A 24,350-nucleotide genomic window follows, 5' to 3' on the forward strand; every position below is an offset into this window, starting at 1 on the left:
GCTGTCAGAGCGCTCCGTTCCCTGAGCAGGCTGCCGACGAAGCCTCCGACCGCGCCCAGTCCCAGTCCCGCACTCACCAGTCCGGTCCGGCTCATCGTTCGCATGGCCTCCGCCTCCCCCTCAGAGGTGCTGCTCGGTGGATGCGCCATACTCCCAACGCATCGTATCCACGAAGCGATTGGCTCGACACTGCATGAAAGCAAAGAGCGAGCCGTGTCCGGCACACACCGGACACGGCTCGCTCGTACGGCCCTCACGGGACGCTCGCCCCGGCCGCTGGACGGGGTTGCCCGACCGCGGGAGGTGAACTCGGCCCGCAGGAGGGCTCAGTCCTCCGTCGCCTCGGGCTCGTCCTCGGCGACGCCCTTCTGCAGGACGGGCCCTTCTCCCGGAGCGAGGCTGTCGAGGATGCGCTCCAGGTCCTCCATGGAGGCGAACTCGACGGTGATCTTGCCCTTCTTCTGTCCCAGGTCGACCTTCACCCGCGTCTCGAAGCGGTCCGAGAGCCGGGTGGCGAGGTCGGACAGCGCCGGGGAGACCCGGCCGCCGGCACGGGGGCCCTTGGAACGCTGCGGGCTCTGAGGCCGCGATCCCATGAGGGTCACGATCTCCTCGACGGCCCGCACCGACAGTCCCTCGGCCACGATCCGGTGCGCCAGTCGGTCCTGCTCCTCGGAGTCCTCGACGGAGAGCAGCGCCCGGGCATGGCCGGCGGAGAGCACCCCGGCCCCCACCCGCCGCTGGACCGCGGGAGAGAGCTTCAGCAGACGCAAGGTGTTGGAGACCTGCGGGCGGGACCGGCCGATGCGGTCCGCCAGCTGGTCGTGGGTGCAGTTGAAGTCCTTCAGGAGCTGGTCGTAGGCGGCTGCCTCCTCCAGCGGGTTCAGCTGCGCCCGGTGGAGGTTCTCCAGGAGGGCGTCCAGAAGGAGCTTCTCGTCCTCCGTGGCCCGCACGATCGCGGGGATCGCTTCCAGGCCCGCTTCACGGCAGGCCCGCCAGCGCCGCTCACCCATGATGAGTTCGTAACGCCCGGGTCCCAGCTGCCGTACGACGACGGGCTGGAGGAGACCGACCTCCTTGATGGAGGTGATCAGTTCGTGCAGCGCGTCCTCGTCGAAGACCTCACGCGGCTGGCGCGGGTTCGGCGTGATGGCGTCGAGGGGGATCTCGGCGAAGTGAGCCCCCAGGGGAGGGGCAGGTGTCTCCCCCGCGGCCTGCGGCGCCGGTTCCTCGGTTTCACGTGAAACAGGCGGCAGGGTCGCTACTCGTGCCGCGGCCACCCCACGGTCACCCGTCAGCAGGGGAACCGCTGCGGGGGACGCCGAGGGGCCACCTCCCAAGCCGGACGAAGCCGGCGTCTTCTCGGTCGGGGCAGCGGGGATCAGTGCGCCAAGACCACGACCCAACCCCCTCCGTCGCTCACTCACTGGATCCCCTCCATGCTCGGATTGTTCTGTGCCCCGATGTGGGCGTGCGTGGCGTCGTAGCTCACGCCGACGCCCCTCAGCGCGATCTCACGGGCCGCCTCAAGGTAGGAGAGGGCTCCGCTCGATCCAGGATCGTACGTCAGCACCGTCTGCCCGTAGCTCGGTGCTTCGGAGATGCGGACCGAGCGGGGAATGCTCGTCCGCAGCACCTCGTCGCCGAAGTGGGTGCGCACCTCTTCCGCGACCTGCGACGCAAGACGCGTTCGGCCGTCGTACATGGTGAGCAGGATGGTCGACACATGCAGAGTGGGGTTGAGGTGCCCCCGCACCAGGTCGACGTTGCGGAGCAACTGGCCCAGGCCCTCCAGCGCGTAGTACTCGCACTGGATCGGGATGAGGACCTCCTGGCCCGCCACCATCGCGTTGACGGTCAGCAGGCCGAGCGAGGGCGGACAGTCGATGAGGACATAGTCCAGCGGCTGCTCGTACGCCTGGATCGCTCGTTGCAGTCGGCTCTCGCGTGCCACCAGGGACACCAGCTCGATCTCCGCACCGGCGAGATCGATGGTGGCCGGAGCACAGAAGAGGCCTTCGACATCCGGGACCGGCTGAACGACTTCCGAGAGAGGACGGCTCTCGACCAACACGTCGTAGATGGACGGGACCTCGGCATGGTGATCGATACCCAGGGCGGTGGACGCATTGCCCTGCGGGTCCAGGTCGATCACCAGCACACGGTTCCCGTGCAGGGCCAGGGAAGCGGCAAGGTTGACGGTCGTCGTCGTCTTGCCCACACCGCCCTTCTGGTTGGCCACCACGACGATGCGCGTCTGCTCGGGCCGTGGCAGACCCTCGCCGGCACGGCCCAGAGCTTCCACCGCCAGTTGGGCCGCGCGACCGATGGGAGTGTCGTCCATCGGGGGCGGTGTTTCACGTGAAACATCCTCCCCCATCGACTCGGTACGGGGACCGGGGACCGGATCGGTCATCGGTCCCGCGATGTTGGCGTCGGACCGCAAGGATTCACTCTCCTCGACTTCAGGCTCGCAATGAACAGAGCCTCCCATGTCTCCGGGGTGGGGAACCAGTGAGCCCTGGTCTTCTGTGGAGAAATCCACCTCTGTGGACAACTCCGCACCCTTGTCGAGTGAGCCGAGAGGCCTGCGGTCGCGAGGTTCGGCCGCGGCGCGGCCCCGGCTGATGATGCCCTGCAGCAGTGAGCGACGTTTCACGTGAAACACGATGCACAGCGCCCGCGGCCGAACTGTCGCGACACTCCGTCTTGCGCAGGTTGCGCAGCTTGTGTGGAGTACCGCCGGTCGCGACCGGGTCAGCGACGGCGACGGGTGCGGCTGGTCCGGGCCGCTTTGGCCCGCTTGGCCGCGAAGCGCACTCCGCCAGGGCTCTCCCCGACCTCCACCCGGACCACTGTGGAAAGCGGGTCGACGACGCCCTCGCCGACGTGCAGGATCGACGTGCTGACCGCGCCCAGCTTGCTCAGCGCGGTCGCCGCGCTCTTCAGCTCGTCCTCGGCGGTGTCCCCCTTGAGGGCCAGCATCTCGCCGTAGGGGCGCAGCAGGGGGATGCCCCAGGTGGCGAGACGGTCCAGTGGTGCCACTGCTCGGGCGGTGACCACATGGACCGGAGGCAGTTTGCCCATGACCTCTTCGGCGCGCCCGCGCACGACGGTGACATGGTCCAGGCCGAGGAGTTCGACGACCTCGGTGAGGAAGTTGGTGCGCCGCAGGAGCGGCTCCAGCAGGGTGATCTTCAGGTCCTCGCGGACGAGTGCCAGAGGGATCCCCGGCAGGCCCGCGCCGGAGCCGACGTCGCACACCGTCACGTCTTCCGGTACGGCCTCGGAGAGCACCGCGCAGTTCAGCAGGTGCCGCTCCCAGAGGCGGGGCACCTCCCGGGGCCCGATGAGCCCGCGCTGCACTCCTGCCTCGGCCAGGAGCTCGGCGTACCGAACCGCATCCGCGAAGCGCTCACCGAATACCTCGCGTGCCTGCTCGGGCGCAGGGGGAAGCTCCGCTGCCTCCGTCACGGGGACCGTCCTTCCGTACCGCATCGGCGTACTCGGCGCCGATCACCAGAACTACCAGGCTGACAAAGACCGGCCCCGCCTGCACAACAGACGGGGCCGGGGGGAACGTGGAACCGAATCAGTTGGGAAGCACGACGACGAAGCGCTGCGGCTCCTCGCCCTCGGACTCGCTGCGCAGACCGGCCGCCTTGACGGCGTCGTGGACGACCTTGCGCTCGAAGGGCGTCATCGGCTTCAGCTTCACCGGCTCGCCGCTGTTCTTCGCGTCGGCCGCGGTCTTGGCGCCCAGTTCGGAGAGCTCGGTGCGCTTCTTGGCCCGGTAGCCCGCGATGTCCAGCATCAGCCGGCTGCGGTCGCCGGTCTCCCGGTGCACGGCCAGGCGCGTCAGCTCCTGCAGCGCCTCCAGCACCTCGCCGTCCCGGCCGACCAGCTTCTGCAGGTCACGGGTGCCCGTGTCGCTGATGATCGACACAGAGGCCCGATCGGCCTCGACGTCCATGTCGATGTCGCCGTCGAGATCGGCGATGTCCAGCAGACCCTCGAGGTAGTCCGCCGCGATCTCGCCCTCCTGCTCCAGGCGGGTCAGGGTGTCTGCACCTTCGGCGGCGGCGGAGGTGGTGCCTTCCGTCACGGGATGGGCTCCTTCTTACTTCTTGGACGGGGACTTGGGGCGCTGCGGTCCACCCTTGCGCTGCCCGGACTGGGCCTTGCTGCGGGTACCGCCGGCGGGCTTCGCGGGACCGGCGGGCTTCGCGACGTCGGCGGGCTTGGCGTCCTGCGGAGCGTCGGACTTGGTCAGCGAGGTCGTCGTCTCGCCGGCCGCCTTGGGGCCCCCGGACTGGCGCTGTGACTTGGACTGGCGCTTGGGCTGCTGGCGCTTGGCCGCGGCGGCCGCCGTCAGGGGCGTGCCGTCCTCGGTCAGGGTGTCGATCTGGGTCTCGCCCTTCGCCACGGTGCCGTCGGCCTGTGCCGCGAGACCTGCCTTGCTGAGACCGTTGATGAACTTGCGCTCGAACTCGTTGCGGTCCCGGCCCTTGGCCACGATCGCCTTGACGATGGCCTTCTCACCGCGGCCACGGGTCTTGCCGTGCTGCGTGACGCGCTTGTGCAGGCGCTCCAGGTAGGCGGCCTGCGCCTTGGAACCCGGGGTCGGGTTGTTGTGGATGACGTACATCTGCTGGCCCATGGTCCACACGTTGGTGGTCAGCCAGTAGACGAGGACACCGACCGGGAAGTTGATGCCGAAGACGGCGAACATGATCGGGAAGACGTACATCAGCATCTTCTGCTGCTGCATGAACGGCGTCTTCACCGTGGTGTCGACGTTCTTCGTCATCAGCTGGCGCTGCGTGAAGAACTGCGAGGCCGACATCAGGACGATCATGATCGCGGTGACGATGCGGACACTGGTCAGCGAAGCGTCGAGTGCGGCCACGTCCGAGGCGCTGTCGGTGAACTTCGCCGCCAGCGGGGCGCCGAAGATGTGCGCCTTCTGCGCGCTCTCCAGCAGGCTCTGGTTGATCACACCGATGGTGTCACCGTTGGCGATGCCGTTGAGCACGTGGTACAGCGCGAAGAAGAACGGGGACTGCGCCAGGATGGGAAGGCACGAGGAGAGCGGGTTGGTGCCCGTCTCCTTGTAGAGCTTCATCATCTCTTCGGACTGGCGCTGCTTGTCGTTCTTGTAGCGCTCCTGGATCTTCTTCATCTCGGGCTGCAGCGTCTGCATCGCCCGCGTCGCCTTGATCTGCTTCACGAAGAGCGGGATCAGGCAGATCCGGATGAGGATCACCAGGGACACGATGGACAGGCCCCAGGCCCATCCCGTGTCCGGGCCGAAGAGGGAGCCGTACACCGTGTGGAACTGGACGATGACCCAGGAGACGGGTGTGGTGATGAAACTGAAGAGGCTTGCGATCGTGTCCACTAATCATGCTCCTTGGGCATGGGACGGGGTCTCTGCGGCCGGGCTCGAAGAGCGATTCTCTTCGGTGGCCGTTTCGGCGGCGGAGGGCCCGCCCTTGCGTGCGCGCCAGGCATCGCGCAGCGCCTCGTGCCACCGCGGGCGCTTGCGCGGCGGGACGTGGTCCACGCCTCCCAGCGACCAGGGGTTGCACCGCAGGATGCGCCAGGCGGTGAGGGCTGTTCCCTTGATCGCGCCGTGCCGGTCGATGGCCGTGTAGCCGTAGTGGGAGCACGACGGGTAGTACTTGCACACCGGCCCGAGCAGCGGACTGATCGTCCACTGGTAGAGCTTGATCAGGGCCAGCAGCGGGTACTTCATCGCGCGCCCCCTCCCAGTAGCCGTTGAAGGGCGGCATCAAGGTCTTGGGCCAGCTGTGCGTGGTCGGCGTCACCCGCCCCGGGCAGCGCCCGTACGACTACCAGGCTACCGGGGGGCAAGAGGGCGACTCGGTCGCGCATCAGATGGCGGAGTCGGCGCTTCACCGCGTTGCGGACGACCGCTCCTCCCACCGCCTTGCTCACGACGAAACCCGCACGCGTCGGGGGAGCGCTCTCCCCAGGCGCGTGCGGGTCCGTGGCACCGCTACGAAGATGGACGACGAGAGTCGGGCGTCCGGCCCGACGGCCCCGTCGTACCGCGGTCGCGAAGTCCTCGCGCCGCCTCAGCCGGTTCTCGGTGGGCAGCACGACGGCATGACCTGACCGGGATCAGGCGGACAGACGGGCGCGACCCTTGCTACGGCGGGACGCGAGGATCGCGCGGCCGGCACGGGTGCGCATACGCAGCCGGAAGCCGTGGGTCTTCGCGCGACGACGGTTGTTCGGCTGGAAGGTGCGCTTGCTCACTCGGGGGCTCCAGAAATCAATCGGTAGTGGCGGGGTGCCGTCCTGGCTGTCACCGTGCGCCCACGAGTAGCTCGCGTTCAGCGCCCGAGTGCACCGCTTCCCGATCACCTTTGACGCGATCTGTGCCCATCGGAGGCAGGCGGCAGCAGCCATCGACAACTCGACCTGGTTACGGTACGCGCGGCTACGCCATCCGGTCAAACCAACGGTCACCGGGAGACACTATCCACAGCCTGGGGACAACAACTTGAACCGTACCCGCCGCGCTGACTACCGTGGCTGGACTCCGATTCGTTCCCTTGTCCCTGACCCGCCCCGATGTGAAACCGACCCGTCCCACCGTCACACGTTCGTGGGACCTGTGAGAGAGCGTGCCCTGTGGCTGACGTACCTGCCGATCTTGCCGCAGTGTGGCCACGCGTACTGGAGCAGCTGCTCGGGGAGGGGCGCGGCCAGGGCGTCGAGACGAAGGACGAGCACTGGATCCGGCGCTGCCAGCCGCTGGCGCTGGTCGCCGACACCGCCCTGCTCGCCGTACCGAACGAATTCGCGAAGGGTGTGCTGGAGGGCCGTCTGGCCCCCATCGTCAGCGAGACCCTGAGCCGCGAGTGCGGCCGCCCGATCCGTATCGCGATCACCGTCGACGACTCCGCGGGCGAGCCGCCGACGCCGCCCGCGCCCCCCGCCCCGCCGCGCTACGAGGAGCCCGAACGGCCCTCCGGCCCCTATGACAGCTCCTACGACCGGCCGCCCTACGACAGCCAGTACGAGGGGTACGGCCGGCACCGCGGCGACCAGCCGCCGGCGCCCTCCGGGGACCAGGGCCCCCGCCAGGACCAGCTGCCGACCGCCCGGCCGGCGTACCCCTCGGAGTACCAGCGGCCGGAGCCCGGCGCCTGGCCGCGCCCCGGCCAGGACGACTACGGCTGGCAGCAGCAGCGGCTCGGCTTCCCCGAGCGCGACCCCTACGCCTCCCGGTCGCAGGACGCCTACGGCGGCCCGTCCGGTCAGGACTCCTACGGGTCCGCCCCGCAGGACTACCGCCCTCAGCCGATGGACCGCCCGTCCTACGAGCCGTCCCCGTACGAGCAGCAGCGCTCCGAGTACGAGTCCTCGCGTCCCGACTACGACCAGCGGGACCCGGTCCGGCGTGAGCTGCCCGATCCGTCGGGCGGCGGGCACCCGCACCGCGGGGGCCAGCCGGGTCCCGGGCAGCCGGGTGCCGGCGGGCCCGGCGCGACGGGCGCGCAGCCCGCGGCGGCCGGCGGCCCCGGTGAGCCGACGGCCCGGCTGAACCCGAAGTACCTCTTCGACACGTTCGTCATCGGCGCGTCCAACCGCTTCGCACACGCGGCCGCGGTCGCCGTCGCCGAGGCTCCCGCGAAGGCGTACAACCCCCTGTTCATCTACGGGGAGTCGGGCCTCGGCAAGACGCACCTCCTGCACGCGATCGGCCACTACGCGCGCAGCCTCTACCCGGGCACGCGCGTGCGGTACGTGAGCTCGGAGGAGTTCACCAACGAGTTCATCAACTCCATCCGCGACGGCAAGGGCGACAGCTTCCGCAAGCGCTACCGCGAGATGGACATCCTGCTCGTCGACGACATCCAGTTCCTCGCGGACAAGGAGTCGACGCAGGAGGAGTTCTTCCACACCTTCAACACCCTCCACAACGCCAACAAGCAGATCGTGCTCTCCAGTGACCGGCCGCCCAAGCAGCTGGTGACGCTGGAGGACCGGCTGCGGAACCGTTTCGAGTGGGGCCTGATCACCGATGTGCAGCCGCCGGAGCTGGAGACGCGTATCGCGATCCTCCGCAAGAAGGCGGTGCAGGAGCAGCTGAACGCCCCGCCGGAGGTGCTGGAGTTCATCGCCTCGCGGATCTCGCGCAACATCCGCGAGCTGGAGGGCGCGCTGATCCGGGTGACGGCGTTCGCCTCGCTCAACCGGCAGCCGGTGGACCTGGGGCTGACCGAGATCGTCCTGAAGGACCTGATGCCCGGGGGCGAGGACTCGTCCCCCGAGATCACCTCGACGGCCATCATGAGCGCCACGGCGGACTACTTCGGGCTGACCGTCGAGGACCTGTGCGGCACCTCGCGGGGCCGTGCCCTGGTGACCGCGCGGCAGATCGCCATGTACCTGTGCCGCGAGCTGACCGATCTGTCGCTGCCGAAGATCGGCGCCCTGTTCGGCGGCCGCGACCACACGACGGTGATGCACGCCGACCGCAAGATCCGCAATCTGATGGCCGAGCGGCGCTCCATCTACAACCAGGTGACCGAGCTGACCAACCGCATCAAGGCCGGCTGAACGGGCCGCACGGACCCGTCGAGGGCGTCTCGGGAGTGATCCCGGGGCGCCCTTCGTCGTCCCCAGGAGCACTTCCGGGACGCCCCGGCACGTCCTCCGCCCCGCCCCCGGACGTCCTCCGCCCCGCTTCCGGACGCGTGCGCTCCTGCGGGCGCCTGTTGCCGTGGGAGAGGCGCCGGCGGGGTTCCTGGGGACGTCTGCCGGGCCGTGCGCGGGAGAAGCGTGCCGCTCCCGGAGGCCACCCGCTGTTCGATTACCTGCCGGGTTACGGCCACCCTCCACAGATTCGGTGACTTTTTCCCCTCCACAGGCTGGGGACTGCGGAGTTGTCCAGATCCCGTCCACAGGCGACCCTGTTGAAGGACCATCGGACCAGGTCATCCGGTTGTGGATTCGTGGACGAAAGATCTCCACAGGCTGTGGACAGAGCGAGGATCCACACCCTGTGCACGAAGTTGTCCACCGGTAACCCACAGGCTCGGGCGGGTTGTCCCCAGCGATCGTCGGCTTCTCCACATGCCTGTCCACTGTTCGGCAAGCTCGGAGGCCTCCTCACCGTCCTGAGTGAAAGGCGTCACACGAAGCAGCCGGGTTGGGCTGTGGGAAAGACGGGTAAACCTGGGGACGCGTCTGGGGAGAAGTCCCCTCTGCCTGTGTACGGGGTGTGCAGAACTTTCCGTTCTCCACAGACGGCCCCGGTTGTCCACCGCCCCCGCCCACAGGGCCCGTGGACAAAATCTCGCCTCTGAGCTGCGAAGACGAGGTTATCCACGGTATCCACAGGCCCTACTACTACTCCCGACTAGAGAGAGCTCGGAATCCGTTTCGAAGCGGGTCCTGTGCACAACTCGCTCCCGGACCTCCGGCTGTCCCTCGTCACGACTTGACCCCGACGGGCACCTACTGTCAGTGCGGTGCGTCAGACTGGTCCCCGGTGGTCCTTCCCCTCACAGGGGCCGACGACACCGAGACAGACGACGAAGCCAGGCAGGGCGAGAAGCGCCGGCAACAGCAGGAGGCGGCAAGAGTGAAGATCCGGGTGGAACGCGACGTACTCGCGGAGGCAGTGGCCTGGGCGGCGCGCAGCCTCCCGGCCCGTCCGCCGGCGCCTGTCCTCGCCGGCCTCCTGCTGAAGGCCGACGACGGTGCCCTCAGCCTCTCCAGCTTCGACTACGAGGTCTCCGCACGCGTGTCGGTGGAAGCGGAGGTCGAGGAGGAGGGCACGGTCCTCGTCTCCGGCCGGCTGCTGGCCGACATCTGCCGCGCCCTCCCCAACCGCCCGGTGGAGATCTCCACAGACGGTGTACGGGCGACGGTGGTCTGCGGCTCCTCCCGCTTCACCCTCCACACACTGCCTGTGGAGGAGTACCCGGCGCTGCCGCAGATGCCGAACGCCACGGGCACGGTCCCCGGCGAGGTCTTCGCCTCCGCGGCCGCCCAGGTCGCCATCGCAGCGGGCCGTGACGACACGCTGCCCGTGCTGACCGGTGTGCGCATCGAGATCGAGGGCGACACCGTCACGCTGGCCTCCACCGACCGCTACCGCTTCGCGGTCCGCGAGTTCCTGTGGAAGCCGGAGAACCCGGACGCCTCCGCGGTCGCCCTGGTGCCCGCCAAGACGCTCCTGGACACGGCAAAGGCGCTGACCAGCGGTGACAGCGTCACGCTGGCGCTGTCCGGCTCCGGCTCCGGCGAGGGACTGATCGGTTTCGAGGGCGCCGGCCGCCGGACGACGACCCGGCTGCTGGAGGGCGACCTCCCGAAGTACCGCACGCTGTTCCCGACCGAGTTCAACAGCATCGCCGTCATCGAGACCGCGCCCTTCGTGGAGGCCGTCAAGCGCGTGGCCCTGGTCGCCGAGCGCAACACCCCAGTGCGGCTCAGCTTCGAGCAGGGCGTGCTCATCCTGGAGGCCGGCTCCAGCGACGACGCACAGGCTGTGGAAAGGGTCGACGCCCAGCTGGAGGGCGACGACATCTCCATCGCCTTCAACCCGACCTTCCTGCTGGACGGGCTGAGCGCCATCGACTCCCCGGTGGCCCAGCTCTCCTTCACGACGTCCACCAAGCCCGCGCTGCTCAGCGGCAAGCCGGCCGTGGACGCCGAGGCGGACGAGGCCTACAAGTACCTGATCATGCCGGTGCGCCTGAGCGGCTGAGACCGGATCCCCTGGTCCGGCCGGTTGTCCACAGCCCGGTGGACAACCGGCCGGACCCAGGAAGAAGCCGCAGGTGGGCCCCTACGTCTGAGCGCGTATGCCCACAGGTGTGCGTGACGGTACGGGTTTAGGCTCGGACAGGGGTACGAAGGTGCCTCACACGCCACACAGCGACCTAAGGAACAACTGATGGAGCTCGGTCTCGTCGGCCTCGGCAAGATGGGCGGCAACATGCGCGAGCGGATTCGCCGCGCAGGCCACACCGTCATCGGATACGACCGCAATCCGGACCTCGCCGATGTCCACAGCCTGCAAGAGCTTGTGGGCAAGCTCGAGGGCCCGCGCGTCGTCTGGGTGATGGTCCCGGCCGGCCCCGCCACCCAGTCGACCGTCGACGAGCTCGCCGAGCTGCTGGAGCCCGGTGACATCGTCGTGGACGGCGGCAACTCGCGCTGGACCGACGACGAGAAGCACGCCGAGGAGCTGGCCGCCAAGGGCATCGGCTTTGTCGACTGCGGAGTCTCCGGCGGCGTCTGGGGCCTGGAGAACGGCTACGCCCTGATGTACGGCGGCGACGCCGAGAACGTCGCCAAGGTGCAGCCGATCTTCGACGCGCTCAAGCCCGAGGGCGACTTCGGCTCCGTGCACGCCGGCAAGGTCGGCGCGGGCCACTTCGCGAAGATGGTCCACAACGGCATCGAGTACGCCATGATGCAGGCCTACGCCGAGGGCTGGGAGCTGCTGGAGAAGGTCGACTCGGTCACCGACGTGCGCGAGGTGTTCCGCTCCTGGCAGGAGGGCACGGTCATCCGTTCCTGGCTGCTGGACCTGGCGGTCAACGCCCTCGACGAGGACGAGCACCTGGACAAGCTCCGCGGCTTCGCCCAGGACTCCGGCGAGGGCCGCTGGACCGTCGAGGCCGCCATCGACAACGCCGTGCCGCTCCCGGCGATCACGGCCTCGCTGTTCGCGCGGTTCGCCTCCCGCCAGGAGGACTCGCCGCAGATGAAGATGATCGCCGCGCTGCGCAACCAGTTCGGCGGCCACGCGGTCGAGAAGAAGTAGTCCACAGGGCCGCCCGGCGGTCCACAACCCCCGGGGAGGTCGGCGAACGACCATGCACGTCACGCATCTGTCGCTGGCCGACTTCCGCTCCTACGCCCGGGTCGAGGTCCCGCTCGACCCGGGCGTCACGGCGTTCGTCGGCCCCAACGGGCAGGGCAAGACGAACCTCGTCGAGGCGGTCGGCTACCTCGCCACCCTCGGCAGCCACCGCGTCGCCTCCGACGCGCCCCTGGTGCGCATGGGCGCCGACCGCGCCGTCATCCGGGCGCAGGTGCGCCAGGGCGAGCGGCAGCAACTGGTCGAGCTGGAGCTGAACCCGGGCCGGGCCAACCGCGCCCGCATCAACCGGTCCTCGCAGGTCAAGCCCCGTGATGTGCTGGGCATCGTACGGACCGTGCTGTTCGCGCCCGAGGATCTCGCGCTGGTGAAGGGAGACCCCGGTGAGCGGCGCCGCTTCCTCGACGAGCTGATCACCGCCCGCTCCCCGCGCATGGCGGGCGTGCGCTCCGACTACGAGCGCGTGCTGAAGCAGCGCAACACCCTGCTGAAGTCGGCCGCGCTGGCCCGTCGCCACGGTGGCCGCACCATGGACCTGTCCACGCTCGACGTGTGGGACCAGCACCTCGCGCGCGTGGGCGCCGAGCTGCTCGCCCAGCGGCTCGACCTGGTGGCCGCGGTCCAGCCGCTCGCCGACAAGGCCTACGAGCAGCTGGCCCCGGGCGGCGGACCGGTCACCCTGGAGTACCGGCCGTCGGCGCCGGGCGAGGCGCACACACGCGAGCACCTCTACGAACAGCTGATGGCCGCGCTCGCCGACGTGCGCAAGCAGGAGATCGAACGGGGCGTCACCCTCGTCGGTCCCCACCGGGACGACCTGGTCCTGAAGCTCGGTGAGCTGCCGGCCAAGGGGTACGCCTCCCACGGGGAGTCGTGGTCCTACGCGCTCGCGCTGCGGCTGGCCTCCTACGACCTGCTGCGCGCGGAGGGCAACGAGCCGGTGCTGGTGCTCGACGACGTCTTCGCCGAGCTGGACGCCCGCCGCCGGGAGCGGCTCGCGGAACTCGTCGCTCCCGGTGAGCAGGTCCTCGTGACGGCCGCCGTCGACGACGACGTGCCGCACGTCCTGACGGGGGCCCGGTACGCCGTGTCGAACGGGACGGTGGAACGCGTATGAGCGACGAGGAACCGCGCAAGACCCCGCAGCCCTCCGGGGTCGATCTGGCGCGGGTGGCACTCCGGGCGGCCCGCGAGCAGGCACGCGCGCGGGGAGACGCGGCGCAGCAGAAGAAACAGGCGCGGCGCGGGGGCGGCCTGCGCTCCGGCGCGCGGGCTGACGGCCGCGATCCCATGGCGCTCGGCGCCGCGATCAACCGGCTGCTCACCGAACGCGGCTGGGAGGCGCCGGCCGCGGTGGGCGGCGTGATGGGCCGCTGGCCGCAGATCGTCGGCGAGGACGTGGCCAACCACTGTGTGCCGGAGCGGTACGACGAGGACGAGCGCGTCCTGGTCGTGCGGTGCGACTCCACGGCGTGGGCGACGAATCTGCGGCTGCTCGCCCCGACGCTGGTCGCGCGCCTCAACGAGGACCTGGGACACGGCAGGGTGCGGCAGATCAGGGTGCAGGGCCCCGGCGGCCCCGCCCGTCGGTACGGCCCGCTGCGGGCCCCGGGCAGCACGGGTCCCGGCGACACCTACGGGTGATGTACCTCACTTATTTCGCGGCCGGGGCGGTCCGTTCGTACCGTCCCGGCCGTCGTTGCGTCCGGGCGCGCACGGCTCGCACGCGGTGGCGAATACGGACGTGACTGTGCGGTAGCCAAGGGTTGACACCCGGAAGCGCTGAGTGCCTCCGTGAGCCTCTTGGAGCCCCCATCCGTATATCGGGAGTCGGGCGAGACCGGTTGAGGGCGGCACATGCGGACTCAGGTACCGGCAAACCCCCATCACTGTCGGCGCTACCGGTAGACTGGAAGCCAATCCCGCCCCCAAACGTGGGGACCGTCCGGGACAAGCTGAGCAACGCTGATCAAGGCTTACCCACGCAACATGCCGCAGCCGCTCCGGCGACCCTCCACCAGCGGGGGGACCCCCCAGAGCTCGGCTCGTGCTGTGCCAGAAAGGGCGCTTCGTGGCCGATTCCGGCAACCCCAACGAGAACATCCCGTCCACCGACGCCGGCGCCAACGCCGAGGCCGTGACCTCGAACGGCGAGGTCACGGCCTCGTACGACGCCAGCGCCATCACCGTCCTCGAGGGTCTGGACGCGGTCCGCAAGCGACCCGGTATGTACATCGGCTCCACCGGTGAGCGCGGCCTGCACCACCTCGTGCAGGAGGTCGTCGACAACTCCGTCGACGAGGCGCTGGCCGGCCACGCGGACACGATCGACGTGACGATCCTGGCCGACGGCGGAGTGCGCGTCGTCGACAACGGCCGTGGCATCCCGGTGGGCATCGTCCCCTCCGAGGGCAAGCCGGCCGTCGAGGTCGTGCTGACCGTGCTGCACGCGGGCGGCAAGTTCGGCGGCGGCGGCTACGCGGTCTCCGGCGGTCTGCACGGCGTCGGTGTCTCCGTCGTGAACGCGCTGTCGACCAAGGTCTCCGTCGAGGTCCGGACCGACGGCCACCGCTGGACGCAGGACTACAAGATGGGCGTCCCCACCGCGCCCCTCGCCCAGCACGAGGCCACCGAGGAGACCGGCACCTCGGTCACCTTCTGGGCCGACCCGGACATCTTCGAGACCACCGAGTACTCCTTCGAGACGCTCTCGCGGCGCTTCCAGGAGATGGCGTTCCTCAACAAGGGTCTGAAGATCAAACTCACCGACGAGCGCGAGTCGGCGAAGGCCGTGGCCGGTGCGGACGAGGCGGGCGCCGACGAGAAGGACGAAGTCAAGACCGTCACGTACCACTACGAGGGCGGCATCGTCGACTTCGTGAAGTACCTCAACTCCCGCAAGGGCGACGTGGTGCACCCCTCCGTCATCGACCTCGAGGCCGAGGACAAGGACAGGCAGCTGTCCGTCGAGGTCGCGATGCAGTGGAACAGCAGCTACTCCGAGGGCGTCTACTCGTTCGCGAACATCATCCACACGCACGAGGGCGGCACCCACGAGGAGGGCTTCCGCTCCGCGCTGACGAACCTGATCAACAAGTACGCGCGCGACAAGAAGCTGCTGCGGGAGAAGGACGACAACCTCACGGGTGACGACATCCGCGAGGGTCTGACCGCGATCATCTCGGTCAAGCTGAGCGAACCCCAGTTCGAAGGCCAGACCAAGACCAAGCTGGGCAACACCGAGGCCAAGACCTTCGTCCAGAAGGCGGTCTACGAGCACCTCAACGACTGGCTGGACCGCAACCCGAACGAGGCGGCGGACATCATCCGCAAGGGCATCCAGGCGGCCACCGCGCGCGTGGCGGCCCGCAAGGCCCGTGACCTCACCCGCCGCAAGGGCCTGCTGGAGTCGGCGTCCCTGCCGGGCAAGCTCTCCGACTGCCAGTCGAACGACCCCACCAAGTGCGAGATCTTCATCGTCGAGGGTGACTCCGCCGGCGGCTCGGCCAAGTCCGGCCGCAACCCGCAGTACCAGGCGATCCTCCCCATCCGCGGCAAGATCCTCAACGTCGAGAAGGCCCGGATCGACAAGATCCTTCAGAACCAGGAGATCCAGGCGCTGATCTCCGCCTTCGGCACCGGCGTGCACGAGGACTTCGACATCGAGAAGCTCCGCTACCACAAGATCATCCTGATGGCGGACGCCGACGTCGACGGCCAGCACATCAACACCCTGCTGCTGACCTTCCTGTTCCGCTTCATGCGGCCGCTGGTCGAGGCCGGTCACGTGTTCCTGTCCCGCCCGCCGCTCTACAAGATCAAGTGGGGCCGGGAGGACGTCGAGTACGCGTACTCCGACCGTGAGCGCGACGCCCTGATCGAGTTGGGCCGCCAGCGCGGCAAGCGCATCCGCGAGGACTCGATCCAGCGCTTCAAGGGTCTCGGCGAGATGAACGCCGAGGAGTTGCGCATCACCACCATGGACCAGGAGCACCGCGTCCTCGGCCAGGTCACCCTCGACGACGCCGCCCAGGCCGACGACCTGTTCTCGGTCCTCATGGGCGAGGACGTCGAAGCCCGCCGCGCCTTCATCCAGCGCAACGCCAAGGACGTCCGCTTCCTCGACATCTGAGTCGGTCTCAGCTGACCGCACCAGGAAGGATCCTCACCAGCAATGGCCGACGAGACCCCGAATCTTCCCACTGGCCCCGCCACCGGCGACGAGGGCGGTGACACCGCCATGCGCATCGAGCCCGTCGGGCTCGAGACGGAGATGCAGCGCTCGTACCTCGACTACGCGATGTCCGTCATCGTCTCGCGCGCGCTGCCGGACGTCCGGGACGGTCTCAAGCCCGTCCACCGCCGCGTGCTGTACGCCATGTACGACGGCGGCTACCGCCCCGAGCGCGGCTTCTACAAGTGCGCCCGCGTCGTCGGCGACGTCATGGGCAACTACCACCCCCACGGCGACTCCTCGATCTACGACGCGCTGGTCCGCCTCGCGCAGCCGTGGGCGATGCGCATGCCGCTCGTCGACTCCAACGGCAACTTCGGCTCGCCGGGCAACGACCCGGCCGCGGCCATGCGGTACACCGAGTGCAAGATGGCGCCGCTGTCGATGGAGATGGTCCGCGACATCGACGAGGAGACCGTCGACTTCACGGACAACTACGACGGCCGCTCCCAGGAGCCGACCGTCCTGCCCGCCCGCTTCCCGAACCTGCTGATCAACGGCTCGGCGGGCATCGCGGTCGGCATGGCGACCAACATCCCCTCGCACAACCTGCGCGAGGTCGCGGCCGGCGCCCAGTGGTACCTGGAGAACCCCGAGGCCTCCCACGAGGAGCTGCTGGACGCGCTGATCGAGCGCATCAAGGGCCCCGACTTCCCGACCGGCGCCCTGGTGGTGGGCCGCAAGGGCATCGAGGAGGCCTACCGCACGGGCCGCGGCTCGATCACCATGCGCGCGGTCGTCGAGGTCGAGGAGATCCAGAACCGCCAGTGCCTGGTGGTCACGGAGCTGCCCTACCAGGTCAACCCCGACAACCTCGCGCAGAAGATCGCCGACCTGGTCAAGGACGGCAAGATCGGCGGCATCGCCGACGTCCGCGACGAGACCTCGTCGCGCACCGGCCAGCGCCTGGTGATCGTGCTCAAGCGGGACGCCGTCGCCAAGGTCGTCCTGAACAACCTCTACAAGCACACCGACCTCCAGACCAACTTCGGCGCCAACATGCTGGCGCTGGTCGACGGTGTGCCGCGGACGCTCTCGCTGGACGCGTTCATCCGCCACTGGGTGACGCACCAGATCGAGGTCATCATCCGCCGGACGCGTTTCCGCCTGCGCAAGGCGGAGGAGCGCGCCCACATCCTGCGCGGCCTGCTGAAGGCCCTGGACGCCATCGACGAGGTCATCGCGCTGATCCGGCGCAGCGACACCGTCGAGATCGCCCGCACGGGCCTGATGGACCTCCTGGAGATCGACGAGATCCAGGCCAACGCCATCCTCGAGATGCAGCTGCGCCGGCTGGCCGCCCTGGAACGCCGGAAGATCGTCCAGGAGCACGACGAACTCCAGGCGAAGATCAACGAGTACAACGAGATCCTCGCCTCCCCGGTCCGCCAGCGCGGCATCGTCAGCGAGGAGCTGGCGGCGATCGTCGAGAAGTACGGCGACGACCGCAAGACCAAGCTGGTGCCCTACGACGGTGACATGTCCATCGAGGACCTGATCGCCGAGGAGGACATCGTCGTCACCGTCACGCGCGGCGGCTACGTCAAGCGCACCAAGACGGACGACTACCGCGCACAGAAGCGCGGCGGCAAGGGCGTCCGCGGCACGAAGCTCAAGGAAGACGACATCGTCGACCACTTCTTCGTGTCGACCACGCACCACTGGCTGCTGTTCTTCACCAACAAGGGCCGCGTCTACCGCGCCAAGGCCTACGAGCTGCCCGACGCCGGCCGGGACGCGCGGGGCCAGCACGTCGCGAACCTGCTGGCGTTCCAGCCGGACGAGGCGATCGCCGAGATCCTCGCCATCCGCGACTACGAGGCCGCGCCGTACCTGGTCCTGGCCACCAAGGCCGGCCTGGTCAAGAAGACGCCGCTGAAGGATTACGATTCGCCCCGCTCCGGCGGCGTGATCGCGATCAACCTGCGGGAGCGGGAGGACGGCTCCGACGACGAACTGATCGGCGCCGAGCTGGTCTCCGCGGACGACGACCTGCTTCTGATCAGCAGGAAGGCGCAGTCGATCAGGTTCACCGCGACGGACGACACCCTGCGCCCGATGGGCCGCGCCACCTCGGGCGTCAAGGGCATGAGCTTCCGTGAGGGCGACGAACTGCTCTCGATGAATGTCGTTCGACCCGGTACGTTCGTGTTCACTGCCACGGACGGCGGGTACGCGAAGCGGACCGCCGTCGACGAGTACCGCGTCCAGGGTCGCGGCGGCCTCGGCATCAAGGCTGCCAAGATCGTCGAGGACCGCGGGTCGCTCGTCGGCGCGCTGGTGGTCGAGGAGACCGACGAGATCCTCGCCATCACGCTCGGTGGCGGTGTGATTCGTACGCGAGTCAACGAGGTCAGGGAGACGGGCCGTGACACCATGGGCGTCCAACTGATCAACCTGGGCAAGCGCGATGCCGTCGTCGGCATCGCACGTAACGCCGAGGCGGGGCGCGAGGCGGAGGAGGTCGACGGCGACATCGTCGTCGACGAGACCGCCGAGGACGCCGCGACCAGCGGCACGGACGAGGGTGAGGCGCCCTCGTCCGAGTAGCACGAGGAGTGAGTCATCGTGAGCGGAGCCACGGGCGCCGGTTCGGTCGGTACGCCGGCCGGCACCTCTGAGGGCCCTTCCACCGGAACGTCTGCCGGCAAGGCGACGGACGACGGCGGCCGTGGCTCCGCCGCGCCGGCGGGGGACGCGCATCCCACCGATGCGCGGGGCGCCGACGGGCGGGGGGCGGACACGCACACCACCCAGCTGAAGCCGGTCAAGGCGTCCCCGGCCGACTCGCCCTCGTCCGACGGACAGGGAGCGCAGTCATCCCAGGGATCCCAGGGGGGAACCGTGACGGACACCCGAGGCCCGCAGACCCAGAAGGGGGCCTCCCCGTTGCCCGGTGAGCGGCAGCAGAAGCAGCCCACCGGGCCGTACCACCCACCGCAGGCGTACCAGACGCCGGCCCCGGCCGGCGCGGTACGCCGTCCGCGGACCGGCGCCCGCACCACGCCCCGGGTCCGCAAGGCCCGGCTGCGGGTGGCCAAGGCCGACCCCTGGTCGGTCATGAAGGTGAGCTTCCTGCTCTCCATCGCGCTCGGCATCTGCACCATCGTCGCGGCCGCCGTCCTGTGGATGGTCATGGACGCGATGGGCGTCTTCTCGACGGTCGGCGGCACGATCTCCCAGGCGACCGGCTCCAACGAGTCGAACGGCTTCGACCTCCAGGCGTTCCTCTCGCTCCCCCACGTCCTGATGTTCACGTCGATCATCGCGGTCATCGACGTCGTCCTCGCGACGGCCCTCGCGACCCTCGGCGCCTTCATCTACAACCTCGCCGCGGGCTTCGTGGGCGGCGTCGAGCTGACGCTGGCCGAGGACGAGTGACCTGCCCCGACCACCGATTTTGGGACTGCCCCGGTCGTGCGCTAATCTTCAGGAGTCAGCGCGCGGGACACACACCGCGGAAGCGCGGCGGGGCTATAGCTCAGTTGGTTAGAGCGCATCCCTGATAAGGATGAGGCCACAGGTTCAAATCCTGTTAGCCCCACCAGCGAGAAGACCCCCAACCGATCATGGTTGGGGGTCTTCTGCGTCTGTGGCTGACACCAACGGCCTCGCGTGGGTGAGTGCCGGTGGGCAGGGGGCGGTCGGGTGCCCGGTGGGTTCCGGGCATGCGAAGGCCCGGTCGCTGGCGACGGGGGATGCACCAGCGACCGGGCTATGGCCAAGGCTAACAAGGGTGGTTGCCTGGGGGGAGGAACTCTCTTCTACGGCCAGGCGTTGTGACGGGTATCACTTCGCTGTCAGGAGTCGTCGCAGGGAGGTTCGTAGGAGAGGCGGGGGAGGTACTCCTGCCACTTGTCCTCGGTCAGGACGCCGCGGGTGGTCGCGCAGATGTGGCGGATGGCGTCGTCGACGTCGAGGTTCCACAGCCGCACGGTGTCCGTGCCGCTCGAGACGCCGAGCATGGGGCTCTGGGGGCTGAAGGAGAGGAAGTTGCCCGTCTTGGCGTTGGGGCTCATCGACTGGCCGATGGGGGCCGCCGCGGAGGGGTCGGCGACGTTCCAGAGGCGGACGGTGTTGTCGTTGCCGCCGCTCGCCAGGGTGTGGCCGTCCGGGCTGAAGGTCAGGGACACGACCGCTTCCGTGTGCCCGGTGAGGGGGGCTCCCAGCCGGGAGGCCCGGCGGGGCTCGGTGACGTCCCACAGGCGGACGGTGTCGTCGTCGCTGCCGCTGGCCAGCGTGTGGCCGTCGGGGCTGTACGCGAGGGTGTTGACCGGGCCGTGGTGCCCGGTGAGGGGCGTGCCGAGGAGGGCGGCGCGGCGGGGGGCGGTCACGTCCCACAGGCGGATCGTGCCGTCCGCGCTGGCGCTCGCCAGGGTCCGGCCGTCCGGGCTGAAGGTGAGGGCGTTGACGTAGCCCTTGTGGCCGGTGAGGGGGGCGCCGTAGGGGGTGGGGCGGGACGGGTCGGTGATGTCCCAGAGCCGGAGGGTGCGGTCGTCGTAGGCGGTGGCGAGGGTGCGGCCGTCGGGGCTGAACGCGAGCGCCTCGGGGCCCATGAAGCGGGTGCGCAGGGTGAGGGGAGCGCCGTAGGAGACCGGCCGGGCCGGGTCGGTGACGTTCCACAGGTACACCGAACGGCTGCCGGTGAGCACGGCGAGGGTGCGGCCGTCGGGGGAGAAGAGCAGGGAGCGCTGGCCGCCGTTGCCCGGCAGGAAGGGTTCGTTGAGGAGGACGGGCCGGTCCGGTCTCTCCACGTTCCACAGCCGGACGCTGCCGTCGCGCGCGGCCGTGGCGAGCACCCGCCCGTCCGGGCGGAACGCCCCGCTGCGGCCGATCATGTCGGACGTCGGGATCGACCACAGGCGGACCTTGCTGTCGCCGCTCCCGGTGGCGAGGGTCCGGCCGTCGGGGCTGAAGCCCAGGGCGTACATCTCGCCGCTGCTCCCGGCCAGGGGTTCACCGACCTGGGACGGGTACGCCGGGTCGCTGACGTTCCACAGGCTCGCCGTGCTGTCGGCGCTGGCCGCCGCGAGCATGGTGCCGTCGGGGTTGAACGCCACCGACCAGATCGGGGCCGTGTGGCCGGTGAGCGGCGGCCCGAGCTGGGCGGCACGGCGGGGGACGGAGACGTCCCAGAGGCGGATGGTGTCGTCCGCGCCGCCGCTGGCGAGGACGCGCCCGTCGGGGCTGAACGCCACGGAGTGCACGAGGTCCGTGTGGCCGGTCAGCGTACGGAGCGCCTCGGGCCGGTCCGGCTCGGCCACGTCCCACAGCCGGACCGTGTCGTCGTCACCGCCGGACGCCAGCGTCCGTCCGTCGGGACTGAACGCCACCGCCCGCACCGCGGCGGTGTGGCCGGTCAGCGCGCCCAGCGCCTTCGGCCGTGCCGGGTCGGACATGTTCCACAGCCGTACGGTGCGGTCCTCGCCGGCGGAGGCCAGGGTCTCCCCGTCGGGGCTGAAGGCGAGCAGGTAGATCGTGCCCTTGTGGCCGGTCAGGGGAGCGCCGAGCGGCTTGGGACGGCTGGGGTCGGTGACGTCCCACAGCCGGATCGTGCCGTCGTCGCCGGCGCTGGCGAGGGTGTGGCCGTCGGGGCTGAAGACGGCGCTGCTCACCCAACTGGTGTGACCGGTGAGGGGCTTGCCGAGCGGTTCGGGGCGTTCGGGGTCGTGCACGTCCCACAGCCGTACGGTCCGGTCGTAGCTGGCGGTCGCCAGGAGCCGTCCGTCCGGGCTGAACGAGGTGAGGTAGACGGCGCCGGTGTGGCCGAGGAGGGGGGTGGCGAGCGGGGCGTTGACGATGGAGATCAGCCGGTTGACGGTGCCCTTGTCGTCCGGTCGCAGGCGGTGTGCGACCAGGTCGAGCTGCGCGGACAGCGACGGGTCCGTGTACTGGACGCGGTCGGCCTCGGCGACGACCTGCTCGAACACGGCGTCGTTGCGCTGCTGCCAGGCGACGACCGCCGCGCCGACGGCCAGGATCGCGAGGACGACCAGGGTCGACACCGCGGCACGGCTGAGCAGGACGATCCGTCTGCGCAGCCTGACCGAGGCGGCCAGGAACTCCACCGCGCCGCGGGTCAGATAGGTGTCGTCGGCGGACCGGGCCCAGGCGCGGGCCTGTTCCAGACGGGAACCCCGGTAGAGCAGCGACGCGTCGCGCCGGGACTCCTCCCAGGCCCTGCCGTCCTCCTCCAGGCGCTGGCGGAGCAGGTTGCCGTTGCGGTCCTCGTCGATCCAGTCGCGCAGTCGCGGCCAGGCGTGCAGCAGCGCCTCGTGGGTGATCTCCACGGTCTCCGCGTCGAGCGTCACCAGCCGGGCCCGCACCAGCGCCTCCAGGGACTCCTCGGTCTTGCCGGGGTCCGTCGACTCGGCCGCCAGCTGGCGCCGGGTCCCGCGCCGGCGGGTGGCCTGGGTGTCCTCGCTCAACCGGACCAGCCGGAGCAGGAGCAGCCGTGCCGCCGTGCGGGCCGCCGGGTCGAGTCCGGACCACGCGCGTTCGGCGGTCGCCGCCACCGCTCCCTGGATGCCGCCGGCCGCGCGGTAGCCCGCCAGCGTCAGTCTGCCCGCCTTCCGCCGCTGCCAGGTGGCGAGCAGCGCGTGGGAGAGGAGCGGCAGCACGCCCGCGTCGTGCGCGCCGCGCGGACCGTCGGCGCTGACCTCACGGACGATCAGCTCGGCGAGACCGGGCTCGAGTTCCAGTCCCACGGCTTTGGCGGGACCGGTGACCGCCTCGCGCAGCTCCGCGGTGGTCAGCGGGCCGAGCACCATGTGCCGGTGCTGGAGGGCGTCGGCCAGTTCGGGATAGCCCAGGCACTGCTCGTAGAAGTCGGCGCGGATGCCGAGGATGACGAGGACGGGGGCCCGTTCTCCCGGGGCGTCGGGGGTGCAGGCGGCGTGGAGGAGCTGGATGAAGGTCCGCCGGGCCGTCTCGTCGGGGCAGAGGGTGAAGGTCTCCTCGAACTGGTCGACGATGAGGACCGGGCGGGGGGACGGGGTGGGGGCTGGAGTGGGAGACGGGGCGGGAGATGGGGTGGAAGATGGGGTGGGGGGTGTGGGGCCGGTGGGCGTCGTCGCCCAGGCCGTGACGGCGGCGCGTACCGTCCGGGCGAAGTGCGGGGTGCCGGGTGCGTTCGCCGCCGGCTTCGGTGTGTCCCGTACGGGCGGGTCGGTCCGGGCCGGGTGGGGAGGGGACTGGGTGAGGCCGGGGAGGGCCGGGGCGAGTTCCGGGAGGGAGCGGGTCAGCTCCGCGAGGGGATCGGCGCCCGGTACGAGGTGGAGGACCTTTCTGCTCCGGCTGTCCTCGTCGCCCGGCGCGCCGTCGCGCAGCGCGGGCACCAGGCCGGCGCTCAGCAGGGAGGACTTGCCCGCCCCCGAGGCGCCGACGAGCATCACGAGGCCACCGGTCTCCTCGGCCGCGCGGAGCTGGGCGACCAGGGCCTCCGTGCTCCGCTCCCGGCCGAAGAACCAGCGGGCGTCCTCCTGGCGGTACGAGGCCAGCCCCCGGTACGGGCAGACGCCGCCGGGCACGGGCGGGGGGTCGCCCGGGGGCTGTTCCTCCTCGGCCGTCTCGGGACCGTCGACGACCGGGTCGGCCACCGCGCGCTCCCACAGGCGCTGCCACTGGGTCAGGTCGTAGAGTCCCGTGGACACCGGTACGGGACGCAGGCGGCGCGCCTCGGGGATGAGCACGTGCAGGACCGCCGCCAGGGCGGCGAACTGTGCGGGCACGTTGCGGGCCCGCCGCCAGTCGCTGATCCGCTGGGCGGACACCCGTACGGGCCGCCCGCGTTCGTCGACCCGCTGAAGGCGGGCGACCGCTTCGGACACGCGCTTGAGCGGCGGGTTGCCGGCCTCCCTGTACAGCAGTGCGAGACGTTCCGCGAAGGCCGTGCGCGCCCCTGAGCCGGAACCCAAGTCTCCACCCCTTACTCCCCCCGCAGCCGGCATCCGGTCCGGAAAACTCACTTTATACGGCTGACCTGCGGTTAAGCCGAGGACCGGACGCCGGAACCTCCCTCCGCGCGGGCCGAAAATGGCAGGATCGCGTCGCAGTGGCGCATCAACCGGACGACGCCCGCACAGGCCACCAGCACAGCGGTCGCGGGCAGCTCGTGGCGCCGCATGTTCCCGGCCAACTTTCGCCAGAATTCCCATACGGTCGCGACCCCCGTCGCCTGAGCGCGCGGGGACCCGAGAAGCAGTCCCCCGACCGGACTGCTGCCCCACCCGGGCCACG

The 24,350-nt window shown here is 70.0% G+C and carries 17 protein-coding genes and 1 tRNA gene; 9 read left to right on the top strand and 9 right to left on the bottom strand.

What is annotated here, in order from left to right; genetic code table 11:
* Positions 1–326 precede the first annotated feature (326 nt).
* From ACZ3KJ_RS06490 to rpmH, 8 genes are all read right to left on the bottom strand, one after another.
* Positions 327–1,427: a ParB/RepB/Spo0J family partition protein gene (locus tag ACZ3KJ_RS06490; RefSeq protein ID WP_467525097.1), complete on the bottom strand. Its 1,101-nt coding sequence runs from the start codon at positions 1,425–1,427 to the stop codon at positions 327–329.
* Positions 1,424–2,494 (bottom strand): ParA family protein, encoded by a 1,071-nt coding sequence (locus tag ACZ3KJ_RS06495; RefSeq protein ID WP_401692511.1) that lies wholly within the window; start codon positions 2,492–2,494, stop codon positions 1,424–1,426. Before ACZ3KJ_RS06495 ends, ACZ3KJ_RS06490 begins: the two co-directional genes overlap by 4 nt.
* 263 nt (positions 2,495–2,757) lie before the next feature.
* On the bottom strand, positions 2,758–3,474 hold the full coding sequence (rsmG, locus tag ACZ3KJ_RS06500; RefSeq protein WP_389519002.1) for a 16S rRNA (guanine(527)-N(7))-methyltransferase RsmG: 717 nt from the start codon (positions 3,472–3,474) through the stop codon (positions 2,758–2,760).
* A 118-nt stretch (positions 3,475–3,592) separates the two neighbouring features.
* Positions 3,593–4,105, bottom strand: coding sequence for a Jag family protein (locus tag ACZ3KJ_RS06505; RefSeq protein WP_467525099.1), 513 nt, complete (start codon positions 4,103–4,105; stop codon positions 3,593–3,595).
* Between the two features lie 15 nt (positions 4,106–4,120).
* A complete protein-coding gene (yidC, locus tag ACZ3KJ_RS06510; protein ID WP_467525101.1) occupies positions 4,121–5,401 on the bottom strand; it encodes a membrane protein insertase YidC in 1,281 nt (426 codons plus the stop codon).
* A 3-nt stretch (positions 5,402–5,404) separates the two neighbouring features.
* Positions 5,405–5,758 carry a membrane protein insertion efficiency factor YidD gene (gene yidD / locus ACZ3KJ_RS06515; protein WP_401692248.1) on the bottom strand — a complete coding sequence of 118 codons (354 nt, stop codon included), beginning with the start codon at positions 5,756–5,758 and terminating at the stop codon, positions 5,405–5,407.
* Positions 5,755–6,126, bottom strand: coding sequence for a ribonuclease P protein component (gene rnpA, locus ACZ3KJ_RS06520; RefSeq protein ID WP_389519005.1), 372 nt, complete (start codon positions 6,124–6,126; stop codon positions 5,755–5,757). The genes yidD and rnpA overlap by 4 nt, the downstream gene beginning before the upstream one ends.
* A gap of 21 nt (positions 6,127–6,147) precedes the next feature.
* A complete protein-coding gene (gene rpmH / locus ACZ3KJ_RS06525) occupies positions 6,148–6,285 on the bottom strand; it encodes a 50S ribosomal protein L34 (RefSeq protein ID WP_003956500.1) in 138 nt (45 codons plus the stop codon).
* Between the two features lie 378 nt (positions 6,286–6,663).
* On the opposite strand from rpmH, the gene dnaA reads away from it, so the two are divergent.
* The 9 genes from dnaA to ACZ3KJ_RS06570 all read left to right on the top strand — a co-directional run bounded on the left by dnaA (position 6,664) and on the right by ACZ3KJ_RS06570 (position 19,659).
* Positions 6,664–8,598: a chromosomal replication initiator protein DnaA gene (gene dnaA / locus ACZ3KJ_RS06530; protein ID WP_467525102.1), complete on the top strand. Its 1,935-nt coding sequence runs from the start codon at positions 6,664–6,666 to the stop codon at positions 8,596–8,598.
* A gap of 1,027 nt (positions 8,599–9,625) precedes the next feature.
* Entirely contained in the window at positions 9,626–10,756 is a 1,131-nt protein-coding gene (dnaN, locus tag ACZ3KJ_RS06535) for a DNA polymerase III subunit beta (protein WP_389519007.1), read from the top strand.
* A gap of 189 nt (positions 10,757–10,945) precedes the next feature.
* The gene (gnd, locus tag ACZ3KJ_RS06540; protein WP_389519008.1) at positions 10,946–11,821 is read left to right on the top strand and encodes a phosphogluconate dehydrogenase (NAD(+)-dependent, decarboxylating); all 876 of its coding nucleotides are present in this window, start codon (positions 10,946–10,948) and stop codon (positions 11,819–11,821) included.
* Positions 11,822–11,873: 52 nt separating this feature from the next.
* Entirely contained in the window at positions 11,874–12,995 is a 1,122-nt protein-coding gene (gene recF, locus ACZ3KJ_RS06545; RefSeq protein WP_401692242.1) for a DNA replication/repair protein RecF, read from the top strand.
* Positions 12,992–13,522 carry a DciA family protein gene (locus ACZ3KJ_RS06550; RefSeq protein WP_467525104.1) on the top strand — a complete coding sequence of 177 codons (531 nt, stop codon included), beginning with the start codon at positions 12,992–12,994 and terminating at the stop codon, positions 13,520–13,522. Before recF ends, ACZ3KJ_RS06550 begins: the two co-directional genes overlap by 4 nt.
* A 403-nt stretch (positions 13,523–13,925) precedes the next feature.
* Positions 13,926–16,010, top strand: coding sequence for a DNA topoisomerase (ATP-hydrolyzing) subunit B (gyrB, locus tag ACZ3KJ_RS06555; RefSeq protein ID WP_467525105.1), 2,085 nt, complete (start codon positions 13,926–13,928; stop codon positions 16,008–16,010).
* Between the two features lie 42 nt (positions 16,011–16,052).
* Positions 16,053–18,662: a DNA gyrase subunit A gene (gyrA, locus tag ACZ3KJ_RS06560; protein WP_467525106.1), complete on the top strand. Its 2,610-nt coding sequence runs from the start codon at positions 16,053–16,055 to the stop codon at positions 18,660–18,662.
* An 18-nt stretch (positions 18,663–18,680) separates the two neighbouring features.
* Complete coding sequence (locus tag ACZ3KJ_RS06565; protein WP_389519013.1) at positions 18,681–19,493, top strand: DUF3566 domain-containing protein; 813 nt, start codon at positions 18,681–18,683, stop codon at positions 19,491–19,493.
* A gap of 89 nt (positions 19,494–19,582) precedes the next feature.
* Positions 19,583–19,659: transfer RNA gene (locus ACZ3KJ_RS06570), tRNA-Ile, on the top strand.
* A gap of 253 nt (positions 19,660–19,912) precedes the next feature.
* Here ACZ3KJ_RS06570 and ACZ3KJ_RS06575 read toward each other — a convergent pair.
* Positions 19,913–24,028 carry an nSTAND1 domain-containing NTPase gene (locus ACZ3KJ_RS06575; protein ID WP_467525108.1) on the bottom strand — a complete coding sequence of 1,372 codons (4,116 nt, stop codon included), beginning with the start codon at positions 24,026–24,028 and terminating at the stop codon, positions 19,913–19,915.
* Positions 24,029–24,350: the final 322 nt, after the last annotated feature.

This window comes from Streptomyces sp. NPDC003248 (assembly GCF_055563235.1).